This is a genomic window from Streptomyces sp. NPDC059875, assembly GCF_042731085.1.
Taxonomy (GTDB): Bacteria; Actinomycetota; Actinomycetes; order Streptomycetales; family Streptomycetaceae; genus Streptomyces.
In genome coordinates this window covers 92,060-104,339 of sequence record NZ_JBHWJZ010000018.1, presented here as the reverse complement: position 1 = coordinate 104,339, position 12,280 = coordinate 92,060, and the positions used below count along the sequence as shown (strand labels likewise).

General features: G+C 72.3%; 12 protein-coding genes. 8 read left to right on the top strand and 4 right to left on the bottom strand.

What is annotated here, in order from left to right:
• The first annotated feature begins 3 nt into the window (after positions 1–3).
• Both ACFV9D_RS22545 and ACFV9D_RS22540 read left to right on the top strand, forming a co-directional pair.
• Complete coding sequence (locus ACFV9D_RS22545) at positions 4–1,653, top strand: phospho-sugar mutase (protein WP_385148930.1); 1,650 nt, start codon at positions 4–6, stop codon at positions 1,651–1,653.
• A gap of 200 nt (positions 1,654–1,853) precedes the next feature.
• Positions 1,854–3,038, top strand: a complete 1,185-nt coding sequence (locus ACFV9D_RS22540) for a hypothetical protein (RefSeq protein ID WP_385148927.1) — start codon at positions 1,854–1,856, stop codon at positions 3,036–3,038.
• 82 nt (positions 3,039–3,120) lie between these two features.
• On the opposite strand, the gene ACFV9D_RS22535 is transcribed toward ACFV9D_RS22540, so the two are convergent.
• A complete protein-coding gene (locus tag ACFV9D_RS22535; protein WP_385148925.1) occupies positions 3,121–3,759 on the bottom strand; it encodes a PH domain-containing protein in 639 nt (212 codons plus the stop codon).
• Positions 3,760–3,917: 158 nt separating this feature from the next.
• Between ACFV9D_RS22535 and deoC the strand changes: the two genes are divergently transcribed.
• Genes deoC through ACFV9D_RS22520 form a run of 3 tightly spaced genes read left to right on the top strand, consistent with a single transcriptional unit; the run spans position 3,918 to position 7,196 of the window.
• Entirely contained in the window at positions 3,918–4,874 is a 957-nt protein-coding gene (deoC, locus tag ACFV9D_RS22530) for a deoxyribose-phosphate aldolase (RefSeq protein ID WP_385149107.1), read from the top strand.
• Positions 4,875–4,879: 5 nt separating this feature from the next.
• Positions 4,880–6,316, top strand: a complete 1,437-nt coding sequence (locus ACFV9D_RS22525) for an aldehyde dehydrogenase family protein (RefSeq protein ID WP_385148922.1) — start codon at positions 4,880–4,882, stop codon at positions 6,314–6,316.
• Positions 6,309–7,196 (top strand): aldehyde dehydrogenase family protein, encoded by an 888-nt coding sequence (locus ACFV9D_RS22520; protein WP_385148919.1) that lies wholly within the window; start codon positions 6,309–6,311, stop codon positions 7,194–7,196. The genes ACFV9D_RS22525 and ACFV9D_RS22520 overlap by 8 nt, the downstream gene beginning before the upstream one ends.
• A 40-nt stretch (positions 7,197–7,236) precedes the next feature.
• Here the strand turns inward: ACFV9D_RS22520 and ACFV9D_RS22515 are convergent, their stop codons facing one another.
• Positions 7,237–7,974: a TetR/AcrR family transcriptional regulator gene (locus tag ACFV9D_RS22515; RefSeq protein WP_385148917.1), complete on the bottom strand. Its 738-nt coding sequence runs from the start codon at positions 7,972–7,974 to the stop codon at positions 7,237–7,239.
• 111 nt (positions 7,975–8,085) lie between these two features.
• Here ACFV9D_RS22515 and ACFV9D_RS22510 point away from each other — a divergent pair, with 111 nt between their 5' ends.
• Complete coding sequence (locus tag ACFV9D_RS22510) at positions 8,086–8,673, top strand: NADPH-dependent FMN reductase (protein ID WP_385148914.1); 588 nt, start codon at positions 8,086–8,088, stop codon at positions 8,671–8,673.
• Between the two features lie 3 nt (positions 8,674–8,676).
• Positions 8,677–10,227, top strand: coding sequence for an MDR family MFS transporter (locus ACFV9D_RS22505; RefSeq protein ID WP_385148911.1), 1,551 nt, complete (start codon positions 8,677–8,679; stop codon positions 10,225–10,227).
• Here the strand turns inward: ACFV9D_RS22505 and ACFV9D_RS22500 are convergent.
• Positions 10,157–10,546, bottom strand: coding sequence for a hypothetical protein (locus ACFV9D_RS22500; RefSeq protein ID WP_385148908.1), 390 nt, complete (start codon positions 10,544–10,546; stop codon positions 10,157–10,159). The genes ACFV9D_RS22505 and ACFV9D_RS22500 overlap by 71 nt on opposite strands.
• Positions 10,547–10,600: 54 nt before the next feature.
• Between ACFV9D_RS22500 and ACFV9D_RS22495 the strand changes: the two genes are divergently transcribed.
• Positions 10,601–11,296 carry a uridine kinase gene (locus tag ACFV9D_RS22495; RefSeq protein ID WP_385148905.1) on the top strand — a complete coding sequence of 232 codons (696 nt, stop codon included), beginning with the start codon at positions 10,601–10,603 and terminating at the stop codon, positions 11,294–11,296.
• Between the two features lie 100 nt (positions 11,297–11,396).
• Here the strand turns inward: ACFV9D_RS22495 and ACFV9D_RS22490 are convergent, their stop codons facing one another.
• Positions 11,397–12,122, bottom strand: coding sequence for a SigE family RNA polymerase sigma factor (locus ACFV9D_RS22490; protein ID WP_385148902.1), 726 nt, complete (start codon positions 12,120–12,122; stop codon positions 11,397–11,399).
• Between the last annotated feature and the right edge of the window lie 158 nt (positions 12,123–12,280).

Here is a 12,280-nt window from a genome sequence, read left to right as displayed (position 1 = left end):
ACCGTGACGCAGGACCTCCTCGCCAAGGCCCAGGCATGGCTCGCCGAGGACCCCGACACCGAGACCCGCGAGGAGCTCGCCGAGCTCATCGAGGCCGGTGACACCGACGAGCTCGCCGCCCGGTTCGCCGGCACGCTGCAGTTCGGTACGGCCGGACTGCGCGGCGAGCTCGGCGCCGGGCCCATGCGGATGAACCGCTCGGTCGTCATCCGGGCGGCCGCCGGCCTCGCCGCGTACCTCAAGGCCAAGGGGCAGATCGGCGGACTCGTCGTCGTCGGCTACGACGCCCGCTACAAGTCGGCCGACTTCGCCCGCGACACCGCCGCCGTGATGACCGGCGCCGGACTGCGCGCGGCCCTGCTCCCCCGCCCGCTGCCGACGCCCGTCCTCGCGTACGCCATAAGGCACCTGGGCGCCGTCGCCGGTGTCGAGGTCACCGCGAGCCACAACCCGCCGCGCGACAACGGCTACAAGGTCTACCTGGGCGACGGCTCGCAGATCGTGCCGCCCGCCGACGCGGAGATCGCCGCCGAGATCGACGCGGTGCGCTCGCTGCACGACGTGCCCCGCCCGGAGACCGGCTGGGAGACCCTCGGTGACGAGGTCCTGAACGCCTACCTGGCCCGTACGGACGCCGTCCTGACTCCCGGCTCCCCCCGTACCGTGCGGACCGTCTACACGGCCATGCACGGCGTCGGCAAGGACGTCCTGACGGCCGCCTTCGCCCGCGCCGGCTTCCCGCCGCCCGCGCTCGTCGCCGAGCAGGCCGAGCCGGACCCGGCGTTCCCGACCGTCGCCTTCCCGAATCCGGAGGAGCCGGGTGCGATGGACCTCGCCTTCGAGGCGGCCCGCGCCGTGGACCCCGACATCGTGATCGCCAACGACCCGGACGCCGACCGCTGCGCGGTGGCCGTGCCGGACCGCACGGTCGAGGGCGGCTGGCGGATGCTGCGCGGTGACGAGGTGGGCTCGCTGCTCGCCGCGCACCTGGTGCACAAGGGCGCTCGGGGCGTGTTCGCCGAGTCGATCGTGTCCTCCTCGCTGCTCGGCCGGATCGCCGAGGCGGCCGGGGTCGGCTACGAGGAGACGCTGACCGGCTTCAAGTGGATCGCCCGCGTGGACGGCCTGCGGTACGGCTACGAGGAGGCGCTGGGCTACTGCGTCGACCCGGAGGGCGTCCGCGACAAGGACGGCATCACGGCCGCGCTGCTCGTCGCCGAGCTGGCCTCGGAGCTGAAGGAGCGCGACCGTACGCTCACCGATCTCCTCGACGACCTGGCGGTGGCCCACGGGCTGCACGCCACGGACCAGCTGTCGGTGCGGGTCGAGGACCTGAGCATCATCGCGAACGCGATGAGCGCGCTGCGCGAGCGGCCGCCCGTCCGGCTCGCGGGCCTGACGGTCACGACGGCCGAGGACCTGACGAAGGGCACGGAGTCGCTGCCTCCGACGGACGGTCTGCGCTACTACCTGGAGGGCGACTACAAGGCCCGGGTCATCGTTCGCCCGTCCGGCACCGAGCCCAAGCTCAAGTGCTACCTGGAGGTCGTGGTCCCGGTCGCCGACGCGAGCGAGCTCGCGGCGGCCCGCGCGAAGGGCGCCGAGGTGCTGTCCGCGATCAAGCGCGACCTGTCGGACGCGGCCGGTCTGTAGCGGCCCGTGGTAGCGGCCCGCGGTCAAGCGTGAGGCCGTGGTCCGGGTGAGGCCCGTGCGGAATCGGTTCCGTGCGGGCCTCACGCCGTTCCCGTACGGGTGAAATCGGTACGCCGGCCGGCGCAACGCGCGTCCCGCGATCAGGTGGTTCCGGCCAGGGTGACCCGGGTAGTCCGCCGAGCCTCCCTGGAGCCGCCGCAGTGCCCCCGGTCCTCACCGCCCGACCGACCGTTCCCGCCTCCCGGCGATCTCCGTCCCCGCCCGGCGTGCTCCTTCCGGAGCGGGTGCGCGGCACCTTGCGGCACGCCGCGCCCGCGCTCGCCGGCTATGTGGCCGTACGGCTCCTGGGTCTCCTCGTGATCACCCGCTGGTCGCATCTCAAGGGCCTGGAGGTCTGGCCCACGCTGGCGACGTCCTGGGACTCGCGCTGGTACCTCGCGATCGCCGACCACGGCTACGAGCCCGAGCCCGGCGAGCCGGCCGGCCACCGGACGATGGCCTTCTTCCCGCTCTACCCGGCCCTCGTCAAGGCGTTCGCGGCCGTCACCCCTGGCTCGCGCGCCTCCGTCGGCCTCGCGCTCGCGGTGCTCTGCTCGCTGGCGGCCGCCTGGGGGATCTTCGCGGTCGGCGACCGGCTGTACGGGCGCCGGGTGGGCACGGTCCTCGTGGTGCTGTGGGGCGCGCTGCCGGTCTCCGCCGTCCAGTGGATGGGGTACACGGAGTCGCTGTTCACCGCGCTCGCCGCCTGGGCGCTGTACGCGGCCCTGGACGGGCGCTGGGCCTGGGCGGCCGGCCTCGCCGTCGGGGCGGGACTGACCCGGCCGACCGGTGTCGCGGTCGCGGCGGCGGTGAGCGTCGCCGGGCTGCTGGCCGCCCGGCGCGGCAGCCGACGGGCGCTCGCCGCCGCCCTCGTCGCTCCCCTGGGCTGGCTGGGATACGTGGGGTGGGTGGGGCTGCGGCTGGGTCGCTGGGACGGCTACTTCGTGGTGCAGGAGTCCTGGAGCAACACCTGGGACGGCGGCACGGTGACGCTGGATCAGCTGCGCAACCACCTCGTCTACGACAAGGACCCGCAGCTGTTCCTGGTCGTGGTCTCGCTGGTGCTGCTCGCCGCCGTGGCGCTCCACCTGCTCTGCGTCGCGGACCGCCAGCCGCTGCCGCTGCTCGTCTTCGCGGGGGTGCTGCTGCTCGTGGTCCTGGGCAGCGGGGGCGTGTACTTCCCCCGCGCCCGCTTCCTGCTGCCCGGCTTCCCGCTGCTGCTGCCGCTCGCGCTCGCGGTGTGTCGGGCCCGCCGCCGCGTCGCCGCCCTGGTGCTCGCGGCGGCGGCGCTGTCCTCGGCCTGGCTGGGCGGGTACATGCTCCTGGTCTGGCCCGGCCCACCGTGAATCCCCCGTGCGTCCCGCCGGGAGCGACGGGGCCCCAGGACGCCCCTAGGGCACCGGCCCTCGCCTCCTGGGACCGGTGTACTCAACCGGTGGCGAGCAGGACGATCAGCAGCACGAGCCCCGCGAGCGCCGGCGCGACGATCTCGTACGCCCAGCGCGCCTGCGGCTCCCCCTGCGCGCCCGGGCGGGAGGCGCAGCGCTCGGCGAGCTCGCGCAGGTCGGCGACCGTCTGGTCGGCCGGGGCGAGGCGGTCCCGGTCGGCGACGTTCGCCTGGACGGAGGTGCGGCCGTGCGGGTCGTCGTGGGCGGCCCGCGCCTGTCGGCGGGCCGCGGCCTTGCGCCGGCGCAGCGAGACCGGGACGGCCCAGAGCTGGTACTTCGCCCCGGCGCGGGTCAGCACCTCGCTGGAGTATCCGGCGCGCACGTCGGCCACCACGGCCCAGGGCAGCACGATGGAACGGAAGGGGTTGCGGATCCGGAGCCGGTCGTCGTTCACGAACACCGCGGGCCGGATCGTGAAGGCCACGACGAGCGGCACGACGAGCAGCAGACCCGCCAGGGCGAGCCACGGCGCGCGCCCCTCCCCGCGGACCATCGCGTCGACGCAGAACCATCCGGTCAGTCCGAGCAGCAGGACACCGCCCGCGATGCCCGTGGACGACCGGAAGACCCGGTCGGCGTAGGTCGGCTCGGCGGGCGGCTGCGGGGGCTCGGTCGTCATGGTGCCGATTCTGCCTCACGGGACGCGGGCGGGCGGGGGCGGGCGGATGCGGCCGGCGGGGCGGCCGCGCAGACCTGTGGATCACCCCTGGCGGACCCCTTCCGAAACTGCGGGGCTGTACAGGTCGCTACGCGCGTAGATATGCTCGACTGGTGACCATGCCCACCACTGCTTCCGCAGCACCTGCATTCGCCGACGTGACCGCGTCCGAGAGTGCGCTGCGCCGCTTCCTCCACGGGCTGCCCGGCGTCGACGCCGTCGGCCTGGAGGCGCGCGCCGCGTCCCTCGGCACCCGCTCGATCAAGACCACGGCCAAGGCCTACGCCATCGACCTGGCCATCTCCATGATCGACCTGACGACGCTCGAAGGCGCGGACACCCCGGGCAAGGTCCGGGCGCTCGCCGCCAAGGCCGTCAACCCCGATCCGACCGACCGTACGACCCCGACGACCGCCGCGGTCTGTGTCTACCCCGACATGGTGGCCACGGCGAAGGAGGCCCTGAAGGGCTCCGGCGTCAAGGTCGCCTCCGTCGCCACCGCCTTCCCGGCCGGCCGCGCCGCCCTCCCCGTGAAGCTCGCGGACACCCGGGACGCCGTCGCCGCCGGGGCCGACGAGATCGACATGGTGATCGACCGCGGGGCGTTCCTGGCGGGGAACTACATGAAGGTCTACGAGGAGATCCGGGCCGTGAAGGAGGCCTCCGGCGAGGCCCGGCTCAAGGTCATCTTCGAGACCGGCGAGCTGTCCACGTACGACAACATCCGCCGCGCCTCCTGGCTCGGCATGATGGCGGGCGCGGACTTCATCAAGACCTCGACCGGCAAGGTCGCGGTCAACGCCACCCCGGCCAACACGCTCCTGATGCTCGAGGCCGTGCGCGACTTCCGCGCGCAGACCGGTGTCCAGATCGGCGTGAAGCCGGCGGGCGGCATCCGCAACACCAAGGACGCCATCAAGTTCCTGGTCCTGGTCAACGAGACCGTCGGCGAGGACTGGCTGGACAACCACTGGTTCCGCTTCGGCGCCTCCAGCCTGCTCAACGACCTGCTCATGCAGCGTCAGAAGCTGGCGACCGGCCGCTACTCCGGCCCCGATTACGTGACGGTGGACTGATCATCATGGCATCTGTATTCGAGTACGCACCGGCGCCCGAGTCCCGGTCCGTCGTCGACATCGCTCCCTCGTACGGCCTGTTCATCGACGGCGAGTTCGTCGACGCGGCCGACGGCAAGGTCTTCAAGACCGTCTCCCCCTCCACCGAGGAGGTCCTCGCCGAGGTCGCCCAGGCGGGCGCCGAGGACGTCGACCGCGCGGTGAAGGCAGCCCGCAAGGCGTTCGAGAAGTGGTCCGCGCTGCCCGGCTCCGAGCGCGCCAAGTACCTCTTCCGCATCGCCCGGATCATCCAGGAGCGCAGCCGCGAGCTGGCCGTCCTGGAGACCCTGGACAACGGCAAGCCGATCAAGGAGACGCGCGACGCGGACCTCCCGCTGGTCGCCGCGCACTTCTTCTACTACGCGGGCTGGGCCGACAAGCTCGACCACGCGGGCTACGGCGCGAACCCGCGCCCGCTGGGCGTGGCCGGTCAGGTCATCCCGTGGAACTTCCCGCTGCTCATGCTGGCGTGGAAGATCGCCCCGGCGCTCGCGACCGGCAACACGGTCGTCCTGAAGCCCGCCGAGACGACCCCGCTCTCCGCCCTGTTCTTCGCGGACATCTGCCGCCAGGCCGGGCTGCCGAAGGGCGTCGTCAACATCCTCCCCGGTTACGGGGAGACGGGCGCCGCGCTCGTCGAGCACCCGGACGTGAACAAGGTCGCCTTCACCGGCTCGACCGCGGTCGGCAAGTCCATCGCGCGCTCGGTCGCCGGTACGCACAAGAAGGTCACCCTGGAGCTGGGCGGCAAGGGCGCGAACATCGTCTTCGACGACGCCCCCATCGACCAGGCCGTCGAGGGCATCGTCAACGGCATCTTCTTCAACCAGGGCCAGGTCTGCTGCGCGGGCTCGCGCCTCCTGGTCCAGGAGTCGATCCAGGAGGAGCTGCTCGACAGCCTGAAGCGGCGGCTCTCCACGCTGCGGCTCGGCGACCCGCTGGACAAGAACACGGACATCGGCGCCATCAACTCGGAGGAGCAGCTGGCCCGTATCTCCGCGCTGGTGGAGCAGGGCGAGGCGGAGGGCGCCGAGCGCTGGACGGCGGCCTGCGAGATCCCGGCGGCCGGCTACTGGTTCGCCCCGACGCTCTTCACGAACGTCACGCAGGCTCACACCGTCGCCCGCGACGAGATCTTCGGCCCGGTCCTGTCCGTGCTGACGTTCCGTACGCCGGACGAGGCGGTCGCCAAGGCCAACAACAGCCAGTACGGCCTGTCGGCCGGCATCTGGACGGAGAAGGGCTCGCGGATCCTCGCTGTGGCCAACAAGCTCCGCGCGGGTGTCGTCTGGGCCAACACGTTCAACAAGTTCGACCCGACCTCGCCCTTCGGCGGTTACAAGGAGTCGGGCTTCGGCCGCGAGGGCGGTCGGCACGGTCTGGAGGCCTACCTCGATGTCTGATGCGCGACTGAGTGTCTTCAAGACCTACAAGCTGTACGTCGGGGGCAAGTTCCCCCGCTCCGAAAGCGGCCGGGTGTACGAGGTGACCGACTCCAAGGGCAAGTGGCTGGCCAACGCGCCGCTCTCCTCCCGCAAGGACGCCCGTGACGCGGTCGTCGCGGCGCGCAAGGCGTTCGGCGGCTGGTCGGGCGCCACGGCGTACAACCGCGGCCAGATCCTCTACCGCATCGCCGAGATGCTGGAGGGCCGCCGGGACCAGTTCGTCGCCGAGGTGGCGGACGCGGAGGGCCTGTCGAAGTCCAAGGCCGGCGCGGTCGTGGACGCGGCGATCGACCGCTGGGTCTGGTACGCGGGCTGGACGGACAAGATCGCCCAGATCGTGGGCGGCGTGAACCCGGTCGCGGGCCCGTTCTTCAACCTGTCGACCCCGGAGCCGACGGGCGTCGTCACGGTCGTCGCCCCGCAGGACTCGTCCTTCCTCGGCCTGGTCTCGGTCGTGGCCCCGGTGATCGCGACGGGCAACACGGTCGTGGTGATCGCCTCGGAGAAGGCGCCGCTGCCGGCCCTGTCCCTGGGCGAGGTGCTGGCCACCTCCGACCTGCCGGGCGGTGTCGTGAACATCCTGTCCGGCAAGGCCGCGGAGATGGGCCCGCACCTGGCGGCCCACCAGGACGTCAACGCGATCGACCTGACGGGCGCGGACACGGATCTGGCGCGCGAGCTGGAGATCGCGGCGGCGGACAACCTCAAGCGCGTCCTGCGCCCGCGCGCCGTGGACTTCACGGAGTCCCCGGGCACGGACCGGATGACGGCCTTCCTGGAGACGAAGACGGTCTGGCACCCGACGGGTTCGCTGGGCGCGAGCGGCTCGGCGTACTGACACCGCAGGAAACGGCCCCCGGGTGCCCCGGGGGCCGTTTTCATGCCCGGCCCCGCTCCACCAACCCGGCCACCCCGTCCAGCACGCACTCGAGCCCCGTCTCGAACTGCCACCCCGCGTCGTCCTTGCGCGCCGCGCCCCGCGTGTAGCGGCGGTACGTCGGGTAGCGGCCCGTCTCCATCAGGTACGACATCTGCGGCGCGAGGCCCCGCCGGGTGTCGTCGCCGCTCTCCCAGCCCTGCTCCTTCATGTACTGGACCAGCGCCACCTCCGACTGGGTCGCCCCCTGCACATAGGCGCTGACGGCCCGGAACGCGGCCATCATCGTGTCGACGTCCAGGCCGAGGCCGTCCAGTGACACCAGCTGGCGCTCCGCCGCGGCCAGCCGCTGCGGGGTGAGTGCGAACAGGGGCGCCGGCAGCTGGGCGAGCCACGGGTGACGCAGCATCGTCGCCCGCGTCGACAGGGCGTACGCGCGCAGCGTCTCGCGCCAGCCCGTCACCTCCTCCGCCGGCTCCAGCTCGCCCGAGACCTGGTCGACCATCAGCGCCCACAGGTCGTCCTTGCCGGAGACGTGCCGGTACGCGGCCATGGGCGCGACGCCCAGCTCGGTCGCGATCCGCCGCATGGTGACGGCGGCGAAGCCCTCGCGGTCGGCGATGCCGATGGCGACGTCCGCGATCCGGTGCGGGGTCAAGGAGGTCCGCGGCGCGGCCGCCGGCCGATCCAGGCGCTCCCAGAGGGACACCTCGGGTGTCTCCTCGTCCTTCTTGGCCATGGCGCCTCCCTTTCGTCGCGTACAGCGTAAGCAGAGTGGACGCTGTACACACTCGCGTGTACGTTGTACACCGATCGGATACGCCGTACACATCCACCTGCTGGGGGACCCATGAATCCGCTCCGTCTCGCCGTCGTCCAGGGCTCGACCCGCGACGGCCGCCTCGGCCCCGTCGTCGCGAACTGGCTGCTCTCGCACGCCACCGCCCGCGCGGACATGGCCGTCGACCTGATCGACCTCGCCGAGACCCCGCTGCCCACGACCTTCCCGCAGCTCGGCCAGGCCCCCGCCGACCCGGCGGACCGCGCACTCCTCGCCGCCGTCTCACCCCGCCTGGCCGCCGCCGACGCCTTCGTCGTCGTCACGCCCGAGTACAACCACAGCTACCCGGCGTCCCTGAAGAACGCCATCGACTGGCACGGCAGGGAGTGGCGCGCCAAGCCCGTCGGCTTCGTCGCGTACGGCGGCTTCTCCGCCGGCCTGCGCGCCGTCGAGCACCTGCGTGGGGTCTTCGCCGAACTGCACGCCGTCACCATCCGCGAGGCGGTCGGACTCCAAGGTGTCTGGGGGCAGTTCGACGAGGAGGGCAAGGCCGTCGACCCGGCCGCCGACGCCGCCGCCAAGTCGATGCTCGACCAACTCGCCTGGTGGGCCGAGGCCCTGCGCGAGGCCCGCACCAAGAAGCCCTACGCGGCCTGAGCCATGACGACACCGCAGACGAACCAGGAAGACCGGACCCGCATCCCGTACCTCGGGATCTCCGGGCTCATGCTCGGCATCGTCCTCGCCACCCTCGACGGCACCGTCATCGGCACCGCGCTCCCCACCGTCGTCGGCGACCTCGGCGGCCTCGACCGGCTCTCCTGGGTGGTCACCTCCTATCTCCTCACCGCCGCCGTCGCCACCCCCCTCTGGGGCAAGATCGGCGACCTGTACGGCCGCAAGGGCAGCTACCTCGCCTCCGTGACCGTCTTCCTCGCCGGCTCGGTCCTCTCCGGACTCGCCCAGACCATGGGTCAGCTCATCGCGTTCCGGGCGCTCCAGGGCATCGGCGCGGGCGGCCTGATGGTCGGCGCGTTCGCGCTCATCGGGGTTCTCGTGGCCCCGCGCGACAGCGCCAAGGTGCAGTCCATCAGCGCCGCGATGCTGCCCGTCGCGTTCGTCGGCGGCCCACTCCTCGGCGGCTTCCTCACCGATCACCTCGACTGGCGCTGGGCGTTCTACGTCAACGTCCCCGTCGGTCTCGTCGCCCTGCTGATCGTGGGGCTCGGCATCACGGTGCGTACGGAGCGGATCCGCGCCCGCGTCGACTGGCAGGGCGCCCTGCTGCTCACCCTCACCATCCTCGCCCTCACCCTCCTCGCGAGCTGGGCGGGCACCACCTACGCCTGGACCTCGCCGCAGATCCTGGGCCTGGGCGCGGTCTCGGCCGCCACCCTCGCCCTGTTCGTACGCGCCGAGCGCAGGGCCGAGGAGCCGGTCATCCCGCCCCGCCTCTTCCGCAGCCGCAACTTCGCCCTCGCCCAGATCCTCAGCTTCCTCGTCGGCGCGGGGATGCTCGCGGCGATGAACTACCTGCCGCAGTACCTCCAGTTCGCCCGCGGCCAGTCCTCCACGGCGAGCGGCATGCTCCTGCTGCCGCTGATGCTCGGGATGCTCGTGGTCCAGCTGGCGACCGGCCGGATCATCGGCCGCACGGGCCGCTACCGGCTCTACCCGATCCTCGGCGGCGCCCTGATGACCGCCGGCGCGCTCGTCCTGCTCGCCCTCGACGTCGACACCCCGACCGCCGCCGCCTCCGCGCTCACCCTCGTCATCGGGGCCGGCATGGGCTTCCTCATGCAGTCGACGCTGCTGATCACCATGAACAGCGCGGACCCGCGCGACATGGGCGCCGCGTCCGGAACCGTCACCCTCGTCCGTACGATCGGCGGCTCGCTCGGCGTCGCGATGCTCGGCGCCGTCTTCACCGCCCGTCTCGCCGGGGCCGACACCCGGCTGACCCCGGCGCAGCTGAGGGAGTTGCCCGAGCCCGTACGGGAGGGGTTCGCGGCGGCGGTGACGAGCGGGCTGCACGGGGTGCTCCTGGGAACGGCCGTGCTGGCCGCGCTCGCCTTCGCCGCGGCCTGGTTCGTACGGGAGATTCCCCTGCGAACCGCGCCTGGGTCCGGCCAAGGGGCCGCTAGTTCGCCGGAAGCAGACCCGTCACCTGACCGACGACCGGCAGATCGTCCAGCGCCCCGCCCTTCGTGACGTGGTCCGTCACCAGGTTCGTCCCGACGGGCTTGAAGTCGGCGACCTGGGTGCCGATCCCGTTGTCCAGCGGGTCGACCCCGGTGTTCGCCAGCGGGTCGAGCTGGAGGCTGGTCAGCGGGCCGACGGCGTGGCCGGTGGCTCCGAGAGCCGCGGCCGCGTCGCTGCCCACGAGCGAGTCGACCGGCAGCGGCAACGGAGCCGCCTGCGCCGCCGCGGCGCCCATGCCGAGCACCGCCGCTCCCGCCGCCGTCGCGGTCAGCCCGGCCTTCAGCAGGGCGCCGCGGCCGGGGGTCCTGGATTGCTTGTGACGCGCCATGAGAGTCCTTCAGCGTTGAGTAATCGCGGAGACACCGAGCGTAGTTGAGGTGTGATGCTGGATACCAACCCCCTCCCTCGGGGGTCCCCTGCCCGGGGGAATGCTTCACACTGGTGTCCCGTGAGTTCCCTACCGATCCCGACCCGTGTCGTCCTGCTCGCAGGCCCCTCAGGCTCCGGCAAGTCGTCCCTCGCCGCCGTCACCGGTCTCCCGGTCCTGCGCCTCGACGACTTCTACAAGGAGGCCGACGACCCGACGCTCCCGCTCGTCGCGGGCAGCGCCGACATCGACTGGGACTCCCCGCAATCCTGGGACGCGGACACCGCCGTCGCGGCGATCGTGGAGCTGTGCCGTACGGGCCGTACGGACGTCCCCGTGTACGACATCGCCACCAGCGCGCGCGTGGGCCACGACGCCCTGGACATCGGACGGACACCGCTGTTCGTGGCGGAGGGCATCTTCGCGGCGGAGATCGTGGAGCGCTGCCAGGAACTCGACGTGCTCGCCGACGCGCTCTGCCTGCGGGGCCGCCCCTCGACGACGTTCCGCCGCCGGCTTCTGCGCGACCTCAAGGAGGGCCGCAAGTCGGTCCCGTTCCTGCTGCGGCGCGGCTGGCGCCTGATGCGCTCCGAACGCTCCATCGTGGCCCGCCAGACGGCCCTGGGCGCCCACCCCTGCGCCAAGGGCGAGGCCCTGGGCCGCCTCGCGGCCGCGGCAGCGGGCCGCCACCGCACCCCGGCGGCGCGGTAACGCGAAACGCGACGCGGGTCGTACAAGCCCCCCCGGCTTGTCCGACCCGCGTCTTTTCCCCCGTACCCCCGTACGGTCCCCCGTTGTTCCCCCCGTACCTTCAGGCCACCAGCTCGCCGAAGGACTCCTCCTCGTCACGGCCGAAGCTCAGAACCTCGTCCTCGCGCAGCCGGCGCAGGGAGCGCCAGATGCTCGACTTCACCGTGCCGACACTGATGTCCAGGATCTCCGCGATCTCCGGATCCGTACGGCCCTCGTAGTAGCGCAGCACCAGCATCGTGCGCTGGAGCTCCGGCAGACGGGCCAGCGCCTGCCAGAGGACCGCGCGCAGCTCCGTGCCCCGCATCGCGTCCGTGTCGCCCGCCGTCTCCGGCAGCTCCTCCGTCGGGTACTCGTTGAGCTTCCGCCGGCGCCACGCGCTGATGTGCAGGTTCGTCATGGTGCGGCGCAGGTAGCCGCCCACCGCCGCCTTGTCGCTGATCCGGTCCCAGGCGCGGTACGTCGAGAACAGCGCGCTCTGGAGCAGGTCCTCCGCCTCGAAGCGGTCACCGGTCAGGTGGTAGGCGGTGGCGTACAGGGAGGCACGGCGCTCCTGGACGTAGGCGGTGAACTCCGCCTCCGACAGCGACTGCCGCTCCCCCTTGACCTCCCCGTACGCCGCTCCCCCGTCAGCCACGGCGACCATGTACGGCGCCTTGTGCTGACGCCCGACGCTGCGAACGCACCCCCGCCCGTTCACCGCGCCGGACTTCTCCGCGCTCCGCACGACGACATCGTGGAGACGCGTGACAACTGCGCCTGAGGTGGTGCTGTGCAGTGCGTTCATCGTGCGCCCCCCGTCGGTTGGAGTGTGTTTCTGTCCCTGTGCCAAGAAGCTTGCCCGGGCCACTTCATCGCGGTGTCCGCCGACTGTCACAGCCGTGTCACAGGGGTCGGTCCGGCCACACAGTCGAACTCAGGTGGCCGCATGCGACAGAATGGCGC